The organism is Candidatus Eisenbacteria bacterium (assembly GCA_016867715.1).
Lineage (GTDB): Bacteria > Orphanbacterota > Orphanbacteria > Orphanbacterales > Orphanbacteraceae > VGIW01.
Genome location: VGIW01000002.1, coordinates 91,305 through 111,055, shown reverse-complemented (window position 1 = coordinate 111,055; position 19,751 = coordinate 91,305). Strand labels below are relative to the sequence as shown.

Here is a 19,751-nt window from a genome sequence, read left to right as displayed (position 1 = left end):
GAGCCGGTCGCGCCGCGCGAGAACTTCCTCGAGCTCCCATCGGAACGCTTCCTTCTCTCCTTCGATCTCCGCCACGCCCGAGTGCGTGCGGAGCTTCTCGATTTCCTTCCCCAGCGCGGCGGAGGCCGCATCGACCGCGCGGAGGCGATCTTCGATCTCCTCCCTCCGCCGATCGAGGCGCACCTTCTCCTCGTCGGTGAGAGGCGCCTCTCCGCCGCTCGAGACGAGTCCCGCGATCTCCGCGGCGAGCGAATCGATCGACTCCCCCCGCTTTTCGACTTCCTCCTCGACGTGCCGTCTCTCGACCGCCGCGCTCCGCAGCGCCTCCCTCCTCTTCTCGAGGAGGGCGATGCAGGCGGCAAGATCCCCCGCGCCGAGAGCGAGCAGTCTCGTCTCCGCGGACTCCTTCTCCCCGCGCGCCCGCTCCCGCTCTTCCTCGATCCGCTTCACGCGGGCGTCAAGCTCCGGGATCCGCCTCGCCGCTTCCTCGTGCTCCCGCTCCGCACCCCTCGCCTCCTCGAGCGCGCGGCGGAGGCGGCGCGCCGCCTCTTCCGCGTCGGCGACATCGATCGAAAGCTCCCCGCAGAGGGCGAGCATCTCCGACTCCCGCGCCCGGATCCGCCCCTCGGTCGCCGCGATCCGCCGGCAAGTCTCCTCCTTCTCCTCCAAGGCGCGGGCGAGATTAACGAGATCCTCGGCGAGCGCCTCGTCCGGCTCCACGACGCGCGTGGGGAGGATCCCCGCGGCGCGCAGCGTTTCGCGGACCGAAGCAAGGCGCGCCTCCTCTTCGCGCCTCGCCTTCTCGAGCGCTTCCTCCCTCCGCTCGGCGTCCAAGACCGCGCTCGCGTGCCGGCGCCGCGCGCCGAGGACCCACCCCCCGAAGAGGAAGACGACGAGAAGAGAGGCGGCCCCCGCGCCGAGAAGGAGGAGCCTCGCCCCCCCCTCCGGTGCCAGGAAGGACGCGGCGATGAGCGCGAGCCCTCCCGCCCCCGAGAGGAAGAGAGGGAGAAGCGAGGGAGGAGAAGGGAGGGCGCCGGCCGCCTCGCGCGCCGCCTCGAACGACGCCCTCGCTCCGCGTGCGTTCCGAAAGGCGTGGATGAGCCCCCTCGCCTCCTGCGCGGGGAAGGACGAAAGGCCGACCGCCGTATCCGGTCTCTCGAAGAGGGCGCGCCCCTTCTCTCGGATCGCCGCCTTCTTGCTTTCGTACCCGCTTCGAAGGTCTTCGAGGTCGGCCCGCTCCTTCCCGAGAACCGCCGCCTGATCGGTCGAGAGCTCGACCGCGTCCGCGAGGTCGAGCACGCTCCGAAGCTCGGGGGTGAGACGGTCCCTTCGTTCGACCGCCCGTCCCCTCTCCGCCCGCTCTTCCTCGAGACGCCGGGAGAGGGATTCGATCCGATCGTCGACCGCGCGGAAGAAGTTCTCGATCTCCTCGGGGAACCCGGTGATCTCCGCGGCGTCCCCGGCGATCCTCTCGTTTTCCTCGATCCGATCGAACCTCTTTCGCATCGGGAGGAGCCTCTCGGTCCGCCGAATCGCGACGAGCGTCCCCGTCTTCTCCTCTTCGAGCGCCTCCCGTTCGGCCGCGAGGCGCGCGATCTCTTCCTCCTTGCCGCGAATCTCCGCGTCCCTCCCGACCGCGTCCCGGATCTCGGCGTTGAGCGCGCGGATCCTCTCCCGGATCTCCTTCACCCGGGTGCTCCCGCGGTTGTCCTCGCGCCAGAGCTTCTTCCCCTCCGACTCGAGATCCGAGGCGACCTGGCGGGCGGGTCGAACCCCGGCGAGGCCCCCCGTCCCGACAAACCGGTCCTTCATCTCCTCCCAAGTCTCTTTGGGGAACACGAGGCCTCCCCGCTCGAGCGAGTAGATCCTTTCGAAGACCTCTCTCTGGGTCGGGCCGAGCGCATCGATCGGGCGGTTGACGAGCTTTATGCTTTGACCTTCGCTTCGCCAAGTACCCGTGGGCCTCCCGCCGAGCCGCCTCTCGACCTCCGCCCTCCCGCCGGAGGCGAGCTCGATCTCGATCGATCCCTCCGGGTCCGATCCGTCCCACGACGCGTAGGGGTGCCCCTCGACGTTCGCCGGGTGGAACCCGAAGAGGAGGTCCTGCACGAACCGCCGCAAGGTCGTCTTCCCCGCCTCGTTCGGGCCGTGGACGGCGACGAGGCGCCCGAGCCCCTCGAAGGCTCGTCCCCTCAGTGCTCCGTACGAGCGGACGCGGATCGACCGGATGATCACGGCTCTTCCCCCCGCGCCCGGTCGATCAGCTCCTCCTCCGCCCCATCGAGAAGGGCGCGGAGGAAACGGCCTCTCTCCTCGGCGTCCTCCGGGAGCGGGCGGGCGAGCTCCGGGAGGAACGGGTCGAACGGCTCCCTCCCCTCCCGAAGGGCGGCGACGAGATCGAGCGCGGCGCCGAGAGGGCCGATCCGCGCCCGCCCCTCGTCCGCGAGAGGCCGGAGACGTCCGGTCCGGATCGCGAGAAACGCGAGCCCGGTCTCGGCGGCGAGATCCCCGGCAAGCTCGGCCGCCCCCTCCCCCTCCTCGAGCGCTCGCTTGAGAGGTGAAGATCCTTCCATCTCGATCGAGAGGAGCACCCCCTCCCCGTACCCTTCCGCGACGATCCGTTCGCGGAGGTGCCGGCGGAGCGCCTCGACCGACGACGCGCCGGCCGCGTCGATTCCGATTTCCTCCCATCGGACGGGAGCGGTCGGCCGGAACTCCACGCGCGCCCCGCCCCCCGGGACCACCTCGACGAGAAGCGCCCCCTTCTCTCCCGTCTCCGTTCGATCGAGCCCCATCGGGCTCCCCGAGTAATGCGCGGGAGGATCGTTGAGCGGCGCGCTTCTCTTGTGGACGTGCCCGAGCGCCCAGTAGTCGTATCCCTTTCCGCGGAGGTCGCGCGTCGCGCACGGCGCGTAGCGGTCGTCCGGCGCGAGATCCCCCACCCCCTCGATCGACGCGTGAAGAAGCGCAACCTCGGGGAGCGGACCGGAGACGGCCGGGAAGCGCGCCGCGAGGTTCTCCCCCACGGCCGGCCCCTCGTGCCCCGCGCCGGTCACGCGCGCGACGAGCCTTCCGTCCGGCGCGAGAACATCTCGCCGCGCGGGAACGCCCTCGAGGAAGACCTCGACCCCCTCGGGCCATTCGATCCGTCTCGCGCCCGCGGCCGCGCGCAAGGGATCGTGATTTCCGGTGCAGTAGAAGACGTGGATCCCCGCGGCGGACAACCGTCTCATCTGCGCGAGAAGGAACGTCTCGGCGGCGATCGAGGGATCGCGCTTCTGGAAGAGATCGCCCGCGATGAGAAAGGCGTGCACTCTCTCCCCGATCGCGAGATCGACCGCCCTCTCGAACGACCGGCGGAGCGAGTCCGCGAGAAGCCTTCGCAGTTCCGGGCTCTTGCTCGCGAAAGGCATATCGAGGTGAACATCCGCCGTGTGAACGAACCGGAACGCGCTCATCGTTTCCTCCGCGGGCGAGTATACGGAACGAACCGCGGAAGGGGTAGGTTCTCCGGCGCTCTCGAACCGGCGCGGACCGCGCCCGGCTTTATCCTGTTCAAGACGGGGCGGGGGCGATCCTCCGAACGGAGGCGAAGAAGTCGCAGAGCCCCGGCATCGGCCTCCCGCAGGGATCCTCGTCGATCTCCTCCCCCCAAACGAGAATCTCCCCGAGAGGAATCGAATCGGGACGGGCCGCGAGCCCGATGCGAAAGGGCGGGGCCGCGAGATCGAGGCATTCCTCACCGTTCGGGTCGAGGAACCCCCGGGCGACGAAACGCCTCGAAGAGGAATCCGGCTCGGCCGAGACCGTGAGCGTGTCTTGGAGATCCCCCGCCCAGAGAAGGTAGATCCCCGGATCGAGGCGGGGAAGCGGGAGCACGCGGGTCGCCTCTCGCGGCATCGTGCCGCAATCGTGCCCGTTGGTCCTCTCGACCGCGAGCCCGGAGACGCGGATCGTGTTCCCCTCGCGCGCGACCTCGAGCTTCTCCACCGCCCAACAGGTGTTCGGCCCGACGTAGAACCCGGTCTCGATCGTCAATGAGTCCGCCGGCGCGATCGGCGAGGAGAAACGAAGCACGGAGAAACGAAGGGCGCGCGCCCTCACGTTCTCGCGCGGGTTAAGGAGACAACCGGAGAGGAAGAAAAGAGAGAGAAAGAAGAGAGAAGAGAGAGAGGAGAGGAGGAGGAGGCGGACGGGTGTGCGCCCATTTCCCGCGCGAAGCGTCCTACGGCCCGTCCCTCGCGTCGCGCCGGATTCCTCTTCGCGGCCGCGCATGGTTCACTCCGTTTTCACCGCGGTCTCGATTTCCGGCGGGTTCTCCAGATAACGCTTCACGCTGCAAGTGTTCGCCGCGCGGACGAGCGCCTTCCGATACTTCTCCGGGAAGTCCGCGCCGACACGGATCTCATGGCGAACCCTGACGACGCGGTTCGTCTCCTCGTCCCGAACGAGACGCGCCGCGACGCGGAGCCCGTCCGCCGGAAGCCCCCGGCTCTCGCAAAAACCGAGGACCGTGTACGCGGTGCACGCCGCGATCGCCGCGAAGAGAAGATCGACCGGCTCGGGGGCGCTCCCCTCGCCGCCGCTCTCCCCCGGTTGGTCGGTCCGGTGCGTGAAGCCCTTGTAGCGGACGTCGACCTTCTTGCCGCCGCCGAACGCGATCTCGATGTCCATGGTGTTCTCCTCGCGACCACGCGCGTGCGGATCTACCTGAGGTAAGGGAGCGCCTGGAGCTTGTCGAGCTTCTCTCGCATCTCGCCGATTCTCCGATCCGAAACCTCTCTCTCGATCGGCCGATCGGCGAACCGGATCGGGGCCGCCTCTTCCAGGCTCTCCTCGAAGGGACCCTCGAACGGACGACCGTCCATCCGAAGAGGGATCGTTTCCCCGAGAAGGCGGAGCGCCGTCGGGGCGAGATCGAGAAGTCTCAAGTCCCGCTCCCCCCGCCCGGTCCGGACGTGCGGCCCGCGGACGAGGAAGATGCCGCGCATATCGTGGAAGGCGGAGAAGGTGTACGACGGCTCCCCGAACGTCCCGCCTTCTTCCATCGGAGAACCGCGCCCGAAGAAGTAGCCGGGCTCCGGGAGAAAGAGAAGATCCGGGGCTTCGTCCAGATGCGGGCCCGAATAGATCCGATCCGCCCGGAAGACCTCGGACACCACGCGTTTCCCGTTCGCGGGATCCCGCACCGCGAGGAGCTTCTCCGTCAGCTCGGCAATCAACTGCTCGTATTCTTCGCCGGGGGCGACGACCCCGTACGGGAACTTGTCCTTCCGATTGATCGTGAGCTCCCCGCCGTAGTGGGGAAGATAGAGCACGCGCGATCGCGTCGGGTTGATGTCGCAGTAACCCTCGTCCCAGAGCCAACGGAGAACCCGCATCTCGCGGTGAATCGGGCCGAACCCGTGATCGGAGACGACGAAGAGAACGGTGTTCGAGTCGGTGGCCTCGACGAACTCGCCGACGAGCCGGTCGACGTCGATCCAGAAATCGCGGATCGCGTGCCGATACCTCTCCGCCGTCGCCGGATCCACGTCGCCTCGCTGCTCGGCGTCCATGAACTTCCAGAAGAAGTGCTGGACCTTGTCCGTTCCCAGGAAGACGAACCAGAAGAGATCCCAGTCCTTCTGCCGATAGAGATCGAGTCCCACCCGTCCGTGCGACTCGCGCACCTCGTACAGATGGTTCAGGAACTCCTCCTCGTGCTCGTCCGCGAGATACTCGCCGTATTTGTGGAGGCGATATTCGATGAGTTCGTTCTCCAGCTCGGGAGGAAACGTGAACCCGGTTTCGCTGAGATGGGGAAATCCGGAGATCATCACGCCGTTCAAGGAGTCGGGCGGAGAGGTGAGGGGGATGGCGACCACGGTCGAGCGGCGATTCGATTCGGTGAGGTACTCCCAGACCGCCTTCGTCTTCCGATCGAGCGATGTCGCCGGAAACGGAAGGAACCGCTCTCGATCGAAGTGATCGAAGTTGAAGATGCCGTGCCGCCCGGGGTTCGTTCCGGTGATCGCGGTCGTCCACGCGGGCGCGGAGAGAGGCGGAACAACCGAAAGCAAGCCCGTCGAGAATCCTTCCCGGCGGATCCGCTCGATGTTGGGGAGGATCCCTTCCTCGATCCACGGATCGAGGAGGTTCCAGGTCGCCCCGTCGAGCCCGATGACCGCGACGCGAAGCCCCGTCGGGGGCGTTCGCTCCGCGCAACCGGCGACCAGCGCAAGGAGAAGCACGAAGATTCCTAGATTCCTCGTCATCACGGTTCCTGTTCCTCCCGCCCCCGTTCGCATCCGAAGAAGGAGATGCGCCCGCGCGAAGGCCCTCTCGCCCGACCGGAACATAATAACCTTTACGGGGGGTTGCACCCAACCGATCTCGCCCGCGGGAAGGGAGCGTCCGCCGAAGGCCGCGCCGCCGGGCCGCTCCCCCTCACTGCCCCGTTGCCAACGGGCCTCCCCGCCCCTATAATGCGTCGGTCGGTTCAACGGGGAGAAATCAAGCGTATGCCTTTCACGCTCACGTGGGACATGGAGACGCACTACGAGGTCGCCGGCGAGGGACACCCGCTCGTCCTCATCCACGACCTCACCCTCGACGGAAGAATCTGGAATCCCCAGTGGAAGGTCTTCCCGCGGGCGGCGCGCGTCGTTCGGTACGATCTCCGCGGCCACGGGGAATCCTCGTCGCCCGCCGCGCCCTTTTCCGCGGACAACCTCGTCCTGCAGCTTCGCACGCTTCTTGATACGTTAAAGATCACTCGCCCGGTTCTCGTCGGCCATTCGTTCGGAGCGGCGATCGCCGTTCACTTCGCGCTCCGGCATCGGACGCGAGCGGCCGCCCTCGTTCTCGCGAGCCCCGCGATCTGGGGCGCGCTGGGCGAGGGGGGATCGTCCGATCGCGCGCTCCCGGGGCCCTCCATCGATCCCGGTCTCTTGGAGGATCCCAGGGCGCACAAGAAGGCGCTCAAGGATTGGCTCGAGTCCGACCTCTTCGCGGCGACCCGAAGAAACGAGCAGGCGTTTCGCTGGATCGAGAACATCGTGCTCGCGCACGGGTGCGCCCCGTGGAAGAGCGCGGAGCCCTTCATCCGCCCCGACGACTGGTCGAATCTTCCCGCGCTCGATCTTCCCGTTCTTGTTCTTTGCGGGTCGGACGAGGACGCGCGCCTTCGCGGGGCCGCGCGCGCGCTGGGGGATCGCATCCGGGGAGCCCGCGTGATCGAGCTTCCGCAGGCGGGCCGCTTCGCGAACGTCGAGAGCCCAGCGGATTTCAACCGGCGCGTGCTCGACTTCCTTCAGGCGGAAAGTTTCGCCCGCGCTCTTCCGCCGGGCGCCGAGATCCCTCCGAAGACGCGCCGAAAGAAGAAGCCGCGCGGCGACCGGAAGAAGCCCGAGGGAGAGAGATTTCGTCCGCCGCCTACCGAGGAGCGGCCGCAGCCTTCGAAGGGAAAGCCGGAGCGAAGGCGGCGAAGACGAAGACGCCCGCGCTCGGCCGATGAGACCGCTCCCGGAAGAGGAGGACGCTCCGCGCCCGCCGAGCCGCCGAAGGAAGAGAAGCGAAGCTTCTGGAGCCGGCTGTTCGGGAAGAAGAAGCCGAAGGAAGATTGATGCGGAGCACCGAGCGCGAGGCTCGAACCGATCGATTCTAGCGGAGCCGAACGGAGCGGATCGTCGCGTCCGATCCGCCTTCCCGGACGCGAATGAAGTACACGCCAGGCGGAACCTCGCGCCCGACGTCGTCCTTCCCGTTCCACACCCATTCCCCCGAGACGCCGGCCATCGGAAGCGCGCGGATCCGCCGTCCGAGGAGATCGTACACCTGCGCCGAGGAACCGCCGCGCGCGGGCCTCGCGAGGCGAATCGTCGTTTCGGCGCGGAACGGGCTGGGCGCCGCGGCCGCGCGGAGCGCTCGAGGCCCCGCTTCTCCACCCCGGACGAGGACGGAGATCTCGACCTCGAACGCGTACCATCCGAGCGGAGCGGTGCGGGGAAGGCGCTCGACCCGCCCGCTGGAATCCGACGCCTCGAGCCAGTACTCCACCACGGCGCCGCCGGGCACTTCCGGAACGGCGGCGGCGAACGTGTCCGGATCCGCCGTCGGCGCGAGAGGAACATCGTTCCACTCCGTCTCGCCCTGAAGACGCCAGCGGAGGAAGCTCCCTCCCTCAACCAGCCCCGCGCCCCTCCGATCGTCGATGAACACGCGCATCTCGTGCGACGAAGCCCACGGGACCGTCTCGTCCATTCGCCGATGCGTCATCCGCAGCATGTGCCGGTCGTGGATCCCCATCGCCCGGCAGTGAAGAGCGTCGTAGTAGTACCAAGAGCCCCAAGGGAACCCGATCACCTCGTAGCCGGGCATCGCCGCCTCGTACGCCGCGAGCGCCGCCGCATCGGTGGAGATCCCGAAGAGGGGAACGAGAACCTTTCCGTTCAGGATCAGGGAGTTCGTGTAGGCGGCCGGAACGCCGTACGAGTTGTACGCGCCGCAATCGACGCGGTGAACCCGGTAGGGCCGGCCGTAGCATCCGGTCGCTCCCGCGAAGGCGTCCGCGAGCGCTTCCACGCACGCGTACTCCCCGTGGCTCGGAGAGACCCTCTTCACGAGCACCGTCTCCTCGTCGAGAAGCTTCGCATAGCAATCAATATGTTGGATTCCGTGGATCTCCGGGTTGTCGAGAACGAAATAGCGCGTGATGCAAAGGTACCCTTCCGCGAGGGAGAGGAAGGACGCCTCGTCGCCGAAGGACGCGTTCTCATCCGCCATCTGCCGCGTGGAGAACGCGGTCCCTTGTCCGTCGGTCATGATGTTCCCCCCCGTGCAGAAGCGCGGGAGCGCGTGCAACGGAGCGCCGAAGAACGCGGCCAGAGCGGCGTTCACTTGGTCGTCCTCTTCGTATCCCCTCGACCCCTTCGCTCTCGCGGCAACCATCGAACGGAAACTCGACCAGTTGGCAGCACTCGCAAGGCTTCCCAACCAGAGGAGGAGGGTTACCTCTCAAACGGCCTGACGATTACCCCTTAGGTTACATTCTTAAATGGCTTGATAGGGTCTTCCGGAAGCGGAGAGAGTTCTCGTGCCGACAAAGAGCGGGTGAGTCTCGGGAAAGAAGACGGCATACGAAGACGGCCGGCGATGCCCCGCAAGGGACTCGGGGAACCGTCGGGTCCCCTGCGATCACCGTTCAAGCTCGACGCGGAGCGGGGAACGCGACGATTCCCATTCCCCCTTGGCGGTGTTCTCCGTTCCTTCAAACACGAGATATCCATACTTCCCGTAATGAGGGATCTTCCGCGCGAGCGCGGGGACGGCTTCCGGATCGTGCGGATCGAAGAGGGACCACGAGCGCTCCGGATCGACCGGATGCCGCGCGGTGAGAACGACGGAGTGAGAGGCGGCGGGGAAATCCCCGGACGGGATCTTCCAGACGCCCTCGGAGAGGCTCGTCCCCGCGGGGAGGGTCTTGGCGAATCGCTCGGCGTAGACGGTCCGTCCGAAGAGCCAGATCGTCGAGCGCGCGAAGACGTCCTCGGGGAGCGCCTCCGTCGCGACACGGACGCCGGGACGGGCCGCCCACGACTCGGCGAGCGCGCGAAGCGCCGAATCGGACGGCGAGCCGCCCGTCTCGGGGAGCACGATCCACACCGAATCCGCTCCGAGAGTCTCGGAGAGCGACGGAGGGATCTCCTCCCGGTGGAGCCGCCGAAAGAGATGAAAGGCGGGATCGACCGCGACCGCGAGCGGCCGGGCATTCCCTTTCCACTCGAATCCTTTCTTCTCCCCAGTGAGGTAAACGACGAGGCTCTCCGGGCCCGCCTCGGTCTCGATGCGAACCGGCACGTCGAGCCGATACGGGGGCTTCTCCTGAACGACCGTCCCCTTCACCTCGTAGCGCCCCCCGCGGATCGTCTTCGAGCGGACATCGGCAAGGTGCAGCATGGGCGCCCCCGTGCGCTCCGTCCATTGCCGGAAGAACGTCTCGAGATCGGCGGCGCTCGCCGTCTCGAACGCCTCTCTCACGTGTCCCCAATCGGACGGCTGGAAGCGCCTGTCTCGGAAGAGATTCCTTTGACCTTCAACAAACGCGCGGTGCCCGATCTCCCTGCGGAGCATGTGGAAGACCATCGTACCCTTGGAGTAGCCGATCGCCTGCGTCGCCGCGTCCGATCGGCTGCGGAACCGGACGAGCGGGAAATCCTCGTGCTCGCTCACGTAGTTCCGGAATTTCTGGAGCTCACCGCGGCGAAAACCGGCCGCCTCGAGCGCCCCCTGGTCCTCCTTGTAGGCATAGTCCGCCCCGTAGGCCGTTAGCCCTTCGCACCAATTCCCCTTCTCCCAATCGACGTACACCCCGTTCCCCCACCAGTTGTGGAGGATCTCGTGCCCGAAGGAGGTGCGCGGAATGAACGGAAGCCGGATCACCTGCGCGCCGAGAAGGGTGAACGACGGCATCCCAAAGCCGGTCTGCCAGAAGTTCTCGACGAGGGCGAATTTCGGAAACGGATACGGGGCGATCGCGCGGCTGTAGCGGTCCAGAAAAGTTTGGGTGGCATCGATATACATATCATGGAGTTTTTCTGCGTCCTCCGCGTCGTAGAGGAAGGTCTGGATCTTGGTCCCGTGGAAGTCCGCCTCCCGAAAGACATACGGTCCCGCGACGAGATAGACCTCCTCCATCGGGTCGTCCGCGCGCCACCGGGCGATCCTCGATCCCCCCTCTTCGAAGCGCGCGAGAAGCGTCCCCTGGCTCACGCTCTCCCAGTCCCGCGGAACGCGCGCCTCCAAGCGAAACGTGAAGAGGTCCCCGGGAACCGTCGGCACCCAAAAGGTGGGGCCGCAAAGATAGGCCCCGCGCGCCTCGATCAGGCCGGACGTCGTCTCGAACGATCGCTCGTAGCCCGCGGACGGCGCGCGAAGCGAGTCGAGGACGGCGCCCCGGTATTCGATCGAGACCCTCGAGCTGTCCCCCGCGCGTCCGGGAAGGTTGATCGCGATCTCGCGAACCCCTTCCCACAAGGAATCCTCGCCGTACAGGGCTCCCCCCCACCGGCTCCGATCGAGCGGTTCTTCCCGCCATTGGATCGGGGCGCCGCCCAGCTCCATCGAGACGATCTCGAGACTCTCGTTCAGGAGGAACCGGAAGACGCTCGTTTCGTGGCCGACGATCGTGAAGCGGTCGGACGCCTCGAGCCGGGATCGGTACGGATCGATCGCCGCTCGGATGTCGTGCTCCACGATCCGCCCGGCTCCGTAGGCCGTCGATGCAAGCGCGAGGACGATCGCGAGGGCAGCTTTCAGAGATCTCATCGTGTTTCTCTCCTCGAGGCGGCGCCCGCCGGACGCGCGACTGATGCGATTATAGAGACCGATCGCGCGGGGCGCAAGAAACGGGCGGCGGGCGTTCCGATCGCCAAGGGCCTCGTCCCTCGTGTACGATAATAGGAGCTTTCTCGTCTCGGAGTGAAACGTCGTGCGGAAGACCGGTTTCATCCTTGTCGCTCTCGTTCTTCTCGCATGCCGCGCGGCGTTCGCGGAAGGGCCGCGCGCGGAGTCTCTCCGCTTCGATTTCGCGGGCGGCGACCTCCTCGGGTGGTCGGCGCCGACCGGGCGCCTCGCCCCGCGCGCGGGAGCCGCCCGGCTCGATGTCGAGGACGAGATCTCCTCGTTTCTCAGCCCGGGCCGCCTCGCGGTCGATGCTTCTCGGTTCAATCGTTTGGAGATCGATGTTCGCGTCGAACCTCCCGAGGCGGGGGCCGTGGTCTACTGGACCGACGACGCCGAGCGCGGTTTCGTGCCGGATTGGCGTCTCGCGATCCCGAGCGGCCGGAGCGTCCTCGATCTCTCGCGCGATCCGCGCTGGAGGGGAACGATCGATCGCTTTCTCCTCACCCCGGGTCCGCGGGCGCGGGGGGCAAGCCTCGTTCTCTTCGAACTGCGCGGCGCGCGGGGGTTTCGCGAGCGATTGCGCGCGATCGCGAGAGACTTCTCGGAGACGGAGCTTCGCGCGCACTACTCGGTGAACGGGATTCTCGGAGCCCGGATCGGCCCGATTCCGTTCTCCCTTCTTCTCGGGGTTCTCTTCGTCGTTTTGCCTTTCCTCCTCACCCTTCGGAGCGCCCGCAGGTTCCCCGCGAAAGGGGCGCGCGTCCTTTCGCGCGGGCTTCTCGCGGGGACGCTTCTCTTTCTCGCGCGCGCCGGCTGCGACGAGGTCCGGATCCTCCGAGCGGACACGCGCGTCCTCGCCGGGAAGAGCTTGGACGAGAAGATCGAGGCGACGAACCCGCCCGGGTTCTATCCGCTCCTCTACGAAGCGAAACGGAGAATCCCTCGGGGCGCGCCCGTCGAGTTCCGCGCGGAGAAGCCGTACCCGTGGGAGAGGGGCGCGTACTACTTGTACCCGAACCGCGTGGCTGATCGCGCGAACTATGTCCTTTCCTATCGTGTGCCCGCGCCCGACGACTCCGCCGCGTGCGAGCTTCTCTTCCGAAAGCCGGGGTTCGGATCGGTCTACAGGAGGAAAGGCGGATGACCGCGTTCTTCTCCGCCGGGATCGCGCTCGTTCTCCTCGTCGCCGCGGGCGAGGGGCTCCTCCTTCTCCTTCGGGTCGGCATGCGGCGCGCGGGGCTCCTCGACCGTCTCGTCGCCTCGTTCGGGAGCGGCGCCGCCGTCGTCGGAACCTGGTCGCTCGCCCTCGCGCTTCTCGGCGTCCCTGCGAGCGGGCCGCTCCTCGCGATCCCCGTTCTTCTCTATCCCGCGGGACGAATCCTCGGGAGGGGCGGTCCGATCGACTCGGTCTGGACGCGAGAGAGCGCGCCCCGATCCGTCTGGGCGCTCCTCGCTCTCGCCGTCGCCCTCGCGCAGGTCGCCTACGCGTTCCGCCAGGCGGTCCTTCGGCCGATCCACAGCTGGGACGCGTGGCGCATCTGGTCCTTCCGCGCGAAAATACTTTACATCGAAAAGGGATTCCCCGAGGGCTTCTTCGACGGAGACTGGGCCGGCTTCCCCGGCTACCCGCTTGGGATTCCGTTCGTCGAGGCCTACCTCGCGCGCGCCGCCGGAATGTGGCACGAGCCGGCGATCAAGATGCTCTTTCCGCTCTTTCTCGCGGCTCTCCTCTTTGTCTCGTGGCGCCTTCTTGCAGAGCGAACCGACGGAAGAACCGCGGGCCTCGGGCTTCTTCTTCTCGCTTCGGCCCCCCTTCTCGTCCATCACGGATCGGTCGCGTACATGGACCTTCCCCTCGCCTTCTTCCTCGCCTCGTCGGTTCTTCATCTTTCCCGATGGGAGCGGGAGAAGGACGGGGGATCGCTCGCGACCGCCGCTCTCTTCGCGGGTTTTCTTCCCGTGATCAAGAACGAGGGGCTCCCCTTCTTCCTGCTCCTCTCGGCGATCGTCGTCGTTCGCCGCACGGGGCGAGGGGGCGGACGCGCGCTTCTCCGATGGTTCGCGATCTCCCTTCCCTTCTCTCTTCCCTGGCTCCTCTTCAAGCATCTCGGGGGGATCGCCGAGTCCCCGTACCACGTTCTCTCGTTCCCCGACCCGGCGTCGATCGCCCGCCGCGCGTACGACTGCGCGCGTCTCTCCGCAGCGAACATGACGCTCACCGGAAGCTGGGGGCTCGCGTGGTTCGCGCTCGTCTTTCTCCTTCTTCCCGGACGAGCGCTGCGCCGCGGCGTTCCGGAGATCGTTCTCGCGGGGGGCGCGATTCTCTTCGCCGCCGCCTACTGCCTCACCGAAAGCTACACGTTTCTTCTGAACGGAACCGCGCTCGGTAGAAACCTTCTCGTCCTCCTCCCTCTCGCGGTCGCGGCTTGTCTCACCGCGCTCTTCGACGCCGGCGCTCGGCGAAATGCGCCCTCCGGAACTCGATGACGCACGCGCGCCGCGTGGCATCCCGACCGGCCCGTTGCTATAATCACGGGAAACAACGAACCTCCCGCGCGGATCCGCATGCGCCGCCGGAGAACCCGGACGAATCGGAGAGACCATGACCGAGAAGACGAACCCCGAGTACCGCTCGCCGATGGCCCGCGCCGTCCTCGATGCGTACCGCCGCGGCGAGGAAGACGAAGCGATGAACCCGCTCGTGCTCTACGGCCCGGACGGAACACCGGCCGGCCTTCCCGCGAAGGAGGACTCCGTGATCTTCTACGACATCCGCGGGGAACGCGAGATCGAGCTCACGCAAGCCTTCGTCGAGCGCGGTTTCCGGCACTTCCCCGTCCGGGAGCCGCTCGACCTCCGGTTCGCGACGATGATCCGCTATCACGAGGATCTCGACGTCCGCGTCGCCTTCCCCCCGGAAGAAGCAATCGCCGGAACGCTCGGCGAGGCGGTGAGCCGGGCCGGGCTCCGGCAAGCGAAGGTCGTGGAGACCGAAAAATCCGTTCATCTATCGTATTTTCTTAACGGAAAGAGACGGGAGCCCTTTCCGGGCGAGGAGAGGTTCTTCATCGAGTCGCCGGCGGTGGCCGACTACTCGACGATTCCGGGGCTTCACGCGAACGAGGTCGCGGACCGGATCGTCGCCTGCCTCGAGGACGGCGGCTTCGATCTCATCGTCGCCAACTTCGCGAACATCGACGTGCTCGGACATATCGAGAACGCCGAGTCTGCGAGACAGGCGGTCGAGACGGTCGACCGCCATCTCGGCCGCGTGACCGAGGCGGCGCGAAGGGCGGGGGTCGAGACGATCATCACCGCCGACCACGGAACCGTCGAGCATTGGCTCTACCCGGAGGGGACGGTCGACACGGGTCACACGACGAGCCCGGTCCCCTTCGTCTTCGTTCCGAGCGGCGAGGTCCCTCACGGAATCGTCCCGCGCGGCGGCGGCTCGCTCATCGACGTCGCCCCGACCGTGCTCGCTCTCCTCGGCGTCCCCCGACCGAGCGAGATGACCGGACGCCCCCTCTTCGAATGCTTCCCGGCCGGAGAGGGGAAGCGCCGCGTGCTCCTCGTGATCGCGGACGGGTGGGGGCACTCGGACGAGATCTTCGGCAACCTCATCGCCGAGGCGTACACTCCGAACATGGATCGTTTGCGTGCGAACTATCCGTCCACCCTTCTCGCCGCTTCCGGCGAGGCGGTCGGTCTTCCGAAGGAGACGGTCGGGAACTCGGAGGCGGGACATCTCCATCTCGGGGCGGGACGCGTGCTCTTTTCGGACCGGCTCCGCATCGACCGGGCGATCGCGGACGGTTCCTATCGGACAAACGAGGCGTTCCTCTGGGCGATGGACGGGGCCGCGAAGGACGGGAAGACGCTCCACCTTCTCGGCATCGTCTCGTTCTTCAGCTCGCACGGATCGCTCGACCACCTCATGGCGCTTCTCGAGATGGCGAAGGAACGCGGCGTGAAGAGGGTTTGCGTGCACAGCCTGCTCGGAAGACGGGGCGAGCGTCCGGAGGCGGGAGCGGCGTACATCGAGGCGGTCGACGAGAAGTGCGCCGCGCTCGGGCTCGGGCGCGTGTGCACCGTGACCGGCCGATACTGGGCGCTCGATCGCGAGGAGAACTGGGACCGTGTGGAAAAAGCGTACCGCGCGATCGCCTTCGGCGACGGGAGACGCGTCTCCCTCGCTTGAGCGTTGGATCGTCCGCTCCCTTATTTTTCTTCTCGCCGGGATCGCCGCGGCCGGGACGCCGCCCGATCCGGACGCCGGACCGCCCGGCCGCGGTCTCTTCCTCGAGCGTACGCGCGCCGGGACTTCCGCTCCGCTCCCAGCGTTCGCGAGCGCATCCTCGGCGGGGGACTTCCTCCTCGCGTCGCTCGCCTCGCGTTTCGAGGCGGACTCCTTGAGGCGGACCGTCGCCGATCTCGTCGCCTTCGGCACGCGCTATGAATACACCGCGGAGCAGGAGAGCGCGGCGGAGTATCTCTCCCGGCGGTTCGCCGCGATGGGATACGAGCCGGTCTTCCATTCGTACGGGCTCTCCCAGTGGGACCTCTTCGACATCTCGTTCTCGGAAAACGGGCGGGACGGATGGATGGCCGTCTCCCACGCCGACACCGGCGCGGTTCTCCGCACGGAGGACGACGGGGCGACGTGGACGGTCGACTTCCGCGCGCCGGTCCGCCTTCACGGGGTGAGCGTCGCGGGCGAGGGGCGCGTCTTCGCGGTCGGCGACGCGGGGCGCGTCTTCCGAAGGGACGGCGGCGCGTGGGCCCTCTTCGGCACGCTCGGATCGGATCCGCTCCCCGCCGTCGATTTCCTCGACGAGACGCGCGGAATGATCGCGAGCCAGATCGGCGTCGTCCACCGGACGGAGGACGGAGGGGAGACGTGGAGCGCGGACACGCTCACGACGAGCTATCTCATGGACGTCGCGTACGTCGACGAACGGCACGCCTGGGCATGCGGCGCGAACGGAACGATGCTCGCTTGGACCCCCAGCGGGTGGGAGCTTCAGCCGGTCGGGACGAGCCGAACGATTCAAGACGTGGATTTTTATGATTCAACGTTCGGGATCGCCGCCCTCAGCGACGCCTCCGCCCTCATCTGGGAGACGAGCGGATGGCGGGTCGCGGCGACCGGGGTCGCGTTCGGCTACAGCGCGGGAGCCGCTTCCGACTCGACCGTATGGCTCGCCGGGCTCGACCCTCTTCGCCTCACCCGCGTGATCCGGTCGGACGACCGCGGCTTCACCTGGAGGGAAGCGGTCTTCCCCTTCGGTGTCCTCTGGAGAAGCGTCAACCTGATGCGCTTCGATCCGAACGGGGGAATCCTCTTCGGCGGATACGACGGGCTCTTCGTTCAAAGCGGCGACGGGGGCGATTCGTGGAGCCTCGTCCCCCTGCCGGAAGAGATCGTGCATGTTTCAAGAAATGTGTACGCCGATCTTCGGGGGTGCGCCGAGGCGGAGAGCCTCGTGATCCTCTCCGCCCACTACGACTCCTACTCGGTCGCCGCCCCGTTCACCGACGCCCCCGGCGCCGACGACGACGCGACCGGCGTCGCCGCGGTCCTCGAGGCGGCGCGCGTCTTCGCTTCCTCGCCCGCCCGGAAGACGCTCCGCTTTCTCCTCTTCTCGGGAGAGGAACTCGGCCTTCTCGGGAGCACGGCGTACGCGATCCGCGCGCGCGAAGAGGAAGAACGAATCGCGGCGAACATCCAGATCGACATGATCGGCATTCCGGGAGAGCCGCTTCGCATCGTCACGAACGAGCCCTCTTCGTGGATTCTCTCCGAGGCCGCAGCGATTGGGCCTGCAGCCGCCCCCGGCCTCCCCTTCTCGATGGAGGTCTCTCCTCTCGCCACGTTCAGCGATCACGCTTCGTTCTGGGCGAACGGCTTCTCTGCCGTTCAGATCAGCGAGACGATCGAGGACGACAACCCGCTTCACACGCCCGGCGACACGCTCGGGAACCTCGACTTCGACTTCTTCACGCGCTCGGCCCGATTCGCGGGCGCGCTCGCCGCGAAGATCGCCGGGATCGCTCCCGCCGCTCCGCGCGCGGAAGAAGCGATCGTGTGGCGGCCGTATCCGAACCCGAGCCGCGGGATGCTCACGATCCCGCTCGTCTCGTCGAGCGAGAACACGACGCGGGTCGACATCTTCGACCCTTCCGGGCGTCTCATTCGAAGCCTCGCCGGCGATGGGGTCGGGCGCTGCGCCTCGTGCGCGATCACTTGGGACGGAAAAGACGCGGGCGGGCGCGAGGTTCCTCCCGGCGCGTACGTTCTTCGCATGGAAGCCGACGCGCGCCGCACGACGCGCAAGGTGATCGTGGTGAGGTGAACCCCACAGGATGGCTGCTGCCCTCCGTCACAATTCGTTCACCCTTCTTCGATCTTTCGGCGTTCGAGGAAGGGCACCCGCGCGACCTCTCGCCGTCCGCGTGCAGCTTTCGGTCCCCTCCATCCACAGAGCCTTGACTCCTGAAGAGTGGACGGAGTAGGATGCGGATCGATCGGCCGGTCGATTTCCGAGCACGAAGCGGTTTGGTCGGATGATCGCAGGAGCCGGCACGATGAATCACGAGACGCCAAGGGTTCGACCTCAAACTGCGCGAATCGACGGACCGGCCTTTCCGCGGGTTTGGACGAGACCGCTCGCAGCCTATTCCCCCTCGTTGAACTCCCGGACGAGACCGGAGGTCGTTGCGGGAGAACCGACAAGCGGCTCGGAGCCCGCAACGAGTCGCGGGAATCGGCAGCCGGCGATGCCGGCGTTGGGGTACTAGCCCAAGTTCCGCAGTTCGGGGGGTGGTTTTGAGGTTTTTCAACAACTTGTTAGGCGAACAGGGAGATACTCGGGGGATACGTGATGCCAAAGAAGAAGACAGGTACGGTCACCGAAACATCGACTCCAAAGGAATCCGGCAAGCCCAAACGCCCTCGCACAACGCCGACGAGTGGTGGCAAGAAAGGGGCGGCGTGGACGTTTCCGAAGGAAACCCTGGAGTCGGCTATCCGCGTCCCCCGAGCGATCGATGAGAAGCACGGTGGAAACCCAATGAACGCCGCAGACCTCGCAAAGGCAGTCGGCTTCCATCAGTCCAATGACTGGCGCTTTCTGGACCTCCTCCGCGCCGCGAATCAGTACGGACTCGTTTCGGGAAGTGGGGCCCACGCTACGGTGCGCCTCGAAAAGCTCGGTCAGGATATCGTGGCCCCAGAAGATGCCTCGGACAGGCAAAGGGCTCTTCTTGAAGCGTTCAGAAAGGTAGAGGACTTCAAGAAGGTGGAAGAGTTCTACGGGAGCAAGCCGCTTCCAGAGGACGAGTTCTTCAAGAACACTCTGTCCAGGCAGTTCAGCGTTCCCAGAGACCGCGTTGACCGCTTCGCTGAGGTCTTTCGTGAAAACCTGGCCTTTCTGATGTCGTTCGCAGCTAGACCACCCAAGACGCCGCCGCGGGAGAAACCTAGCGGCACAGGGGAAGAGGCACTCCCAGAGCCCCCGGAACCACTTAAGGAAGATCGGGTTCGTAGATTCCTTGATAGCTGTTTCGTAATGATGCCGTTCGGCGAGTGGTTCGATAAGTACTACCAACAGATCTACGTGCCTGCCATCCGAGCAGCGGGTTTCGAGCCCGTCCGCGCAGACGAACTCTTCAACACCGGGACTGTTGTCGAGCAGATTTGGGAACAGATCGGCAAGTCGACCGTTCTTCTGGCCGACTTGACCGGCAAGAACGCGAACGTGTTCTATGAGCTTGGCCTCGCTCACGCGGCGAGAAAGCCTGTAGTCTTCGCAGCCGGGCAGATCGACGACATCCCGTTCGATCTTCGTCACTTGCGCGTTATCGTCTACGATGTGCGAGAGCCCCAATGGGCGGCAACGCTCTCGCGGCAAGTCACAGAGTTTCTGAAGAACGCAAAGGCGGATCCCGCTAAGTCGATTCCACAGCCCTTCAGGGGAGATCAGGAGTGAGGTCGGCTAACACCTACAAGGCCCCCGGGCGCAAGTGAAAAGATCTCCCCGAGCTGCCGTCTTTGCGAGAGACGGCGAGGGTGTCCTGTCCATCTCGACGGTCTGTCTCCGCTTCGAAGGGTGTGCGGAGATTGGGCTCCGCACCCAACACTTATCGAGGATCGTCACGGAGAGCTTGTCCGGTCAGAGATCGGACAGAACGGATTTCCGGGGACGCCATACCGAATTCGGCAGCCGCTCACCCGAACAATCCGAACCGCGTTCACGAAGACCGCGCGGAGAAACTGGAATCAAGTCGAGCATTCGTCTACGATGACCGCGATCGCTCGCGCGGCGACCGACGGATGAGGACGCGGGTCTCCCGAGCGAAGGGAC

Annotated in this window: 13 protein-coding genes; 6 read left to right on the top strand and 7 right to left on the bottom strand. The window is 66.5% G+C overall.

The features are described from left to right. The 5 genes from FJY73_01065 to FJY73_01045 all read right to left on the bottom strand — a co-directional run. Positions 1 to 2,235 (bottom strand): AAA family ATPase (locus FJY73_01065; GenBank protein ID MBM3319255.1); only part of this gene is annotated, 2,235 nt, incomplete at its 3' end. Continuing rightward, entirely contained in the window at positions 2,232 to 3,458 is a 1,227-nt protein-coding gene (locus FJY73_01060) for a DNA repair exonuclease (GenBank protein MBM3319254.1), read from the bottom strand. The genes FJY73_01060 and FJY73_01065, both read right to left, overlap by 4 nt. Positions 3,459 to 3,555: 97 nt before the next feature. After that, a complete protein-coding gene (locus tag FJY73_01055) occupies positions 3,556 to 4,275 on the bottom strand; it encodes a hypothetical protein (GenBank protein ID MBM3319253.1) in 720 nt (239 codons plus the stop codon). Positions 4,276 to 4,278: 3 nt separating this feature from the next. Beyond that, a complete protein-coding gene (locus FJY73_01050; GenBank protein ID MBM3319252.1) occupies positions 4,279 to 4,674 on the bottom strand; it encodes an OsmC family protein in 396 nt (131 codons plus the stop codon). Between the two features lie 32 nt (positions 4,675 to 4,706). Then, complete coding sequence (locus tag FJY73_01045; GenBank protein ID MBM3319251.1) at positions 4,707 to 6,257, bottom strand: alkaline phosphatase family protein; 1,551 nt, start codon at positions 6,255 to 6,257, stop codon at positions 4,707 to 4,709. 246 nt (positions 6,258 to 6,503) lie between these two features. Between FJY73_01045 and FJY73_01040 the strand changes: the two genes are divergently transcribed. Then, the gene (locus tag FJY73_01040) at positions 6,504 to 7,607 is read left to right on the top strand and encodes an alpha/beta hydrolase (protein ID MBM3319250.1); all 1,104 of its coding nucleotides are present in this window, start codon (positions 6,504 to 6,506) and stop codon (positions 7,605 to 7,607) included. A gap of 37 nt (positions 7,608 to 7,644) precedes the next feature. Here the strand turns inward: FJY73_01040 and FJY73_01035 are convergent, their stop codons facing one another. Together FJY73_01035 and FJY73_01030 are read right to left on the bottom strand one after the other, a co-directional pair. Next, positions 7,645 to 8,880, bottom strand: a complete 1,236-nt coding sequence (locus FJY73_01035; protein MBM3319249.1) for an agmatine deiminase family protein — start codon at positions 8,878 to 8,880, stop codon at positions 7,645 to 7,647. Positions 8,881 to 9,177: 297 nt separating this feature from the next. Then, entirely contained in the window at positions 9,178 to 11,307 is a 2,130-nt protein-coding gene (locus FJY73_01030) for a M1 family peptidase (GenBank protein MBM3319248.1), read from the bottom strand. A 163-nt stretch (positions 11,308 to 11,470) separates the two neighbouring features. Between FJY73_01030 and FJY73_01025 the strand changes: the two genes are divergently transcribed. From FJY73_01025 to FJY73_01005, 5 genes are all read left to right on the top strand, one after another. After that, positions 11,471 to 12,529, top strand: a complete 1,059-nt coding sequence (locus tag FJY73_01025; protein ID MBM3319247.1) for a hypothetical protein — start codon at positions 11,471 to 11,473, stop codon at positions 12,527 to 12,529. Continuing rightward, positions 12,526 to 13,872, top strand: coding sequence for a glycosyltransferase family 39 protein (locus FJY73_01020; GenBank protein MBM3319246.1), 1,347 nt, complete (start codon positions 12,526 to 12,528; stop codon positions 13,870 to 13,872). The genes FJY73_01025 and FJY73_01020 overlap by 4 nt, the downstream gene beginning before the upstream one ends. A 115-nt stretch (positions 13,873 to 13,987) precedes the next feature. Beyond that, a complete protein-coding gene (locus tag FJY73_01015) occupies positions 13,988 to 15,586 on the top strand; it encodes an alkaline phosphatase family protein (GenBank protein MBM3319245.1) in 1,599 nt (532 codons plus the stop codon). Beyond that, positions 15,525 to 17,741, top strand: a complete 2,217-nt coding sequence (locus FJY73_01010; protein MBM3319244.1) for a M20/M25/M40 family metallo-hydrolase — start codon at positions 15,525 to 15,527, stop codon at positions 17,739 to 17,741. The genes FJY73_01015 and FJY73_01010 overlap by 62 nt, the downstream gene beginning before the upstream one ends. Before the next feature lie 528 nt (positions 17,742 to 18,269). After that, entirely contained in the window at positions 18,270 to 19,376 is a 1,107-nt protein-coding gene (locus FJY73_01005; GenBank protein ID MBM3319243.1) for a hypothetical protein, read from the top strand. Positions 19,377 to 19,751 lie beyond the last annotated feature (375 nt).

What these genes read in the sequence shown, in the direction of transcription:
- FJY73_01060 (MBM3319254.1), bottom strand. Translation starts at nt 3,458, where the DNA reads ATGAGCGCGTTCCGGTTCGTTCACACGGCGGATGTTCACCTCGATATG.
- FJY73_01055 (MBM3319253.1), bottom strand. Translation starts at nt 4,275, where the DNA reads ATGCGCGGCCGCGAAGAGGAATCCGGCGCGACGCGAGGGACGGGCCGT.
- FJY73_01050 (MBM3319252.1), bottom strand. Translation starts at nt 4,674, where the DNA reads ATGGACATCGAGATCGCGTTCGGCGGCGGCAAGAAGGTCGACGTCCGC.
- FJY73_01045 (MBM3319251.1), bottom strand. Translation starts at nt 6,257, where the DNA reads ATGACGAGGAATCTAGGAATCTTCGTGCTTCTCCTTGCGCTGGTCGCC.
- FJY73_01040 (MBM3319250.1), top strand. Translation starts at nt 6,504, where the DNA reads ATGCCTTTCACGCTCACGTGGGACATGGAGACGCACTACGAGGTCGCC.
- FJY73_01030 (MBM3319248.1), bottom strand. Translation starts at nt 11,307, where the DNA reads ATGAGATCTCTGAAAGCTGCCCTCGCGATCGTCCTCGCGCTTGCATCG.
- FJY73_01020 (MBM3319246.1), top strand. Translation starts at nt 12,526, where the DNA reads ATGACCGCGTTCTTCTCCGCCGGGATCGCGCTCGTTCTCCTCGTCGCC.
- FJY73_01015 (MBM3319245.1), top strand. Translation starts at nt 13,988, where the DNA reads ATGACCGAGAAGACGAACCCCGAGTACCGCTCGCCGATGGCCCGCGCC.
- FJY73_01005 (MBM3319243.1), top strand. Translation starts at nt 18,270, where the DNA reads ATGCCAAAGAAGAAGACAGGTACGGTCACCGAAACATCGACTCCAAAG.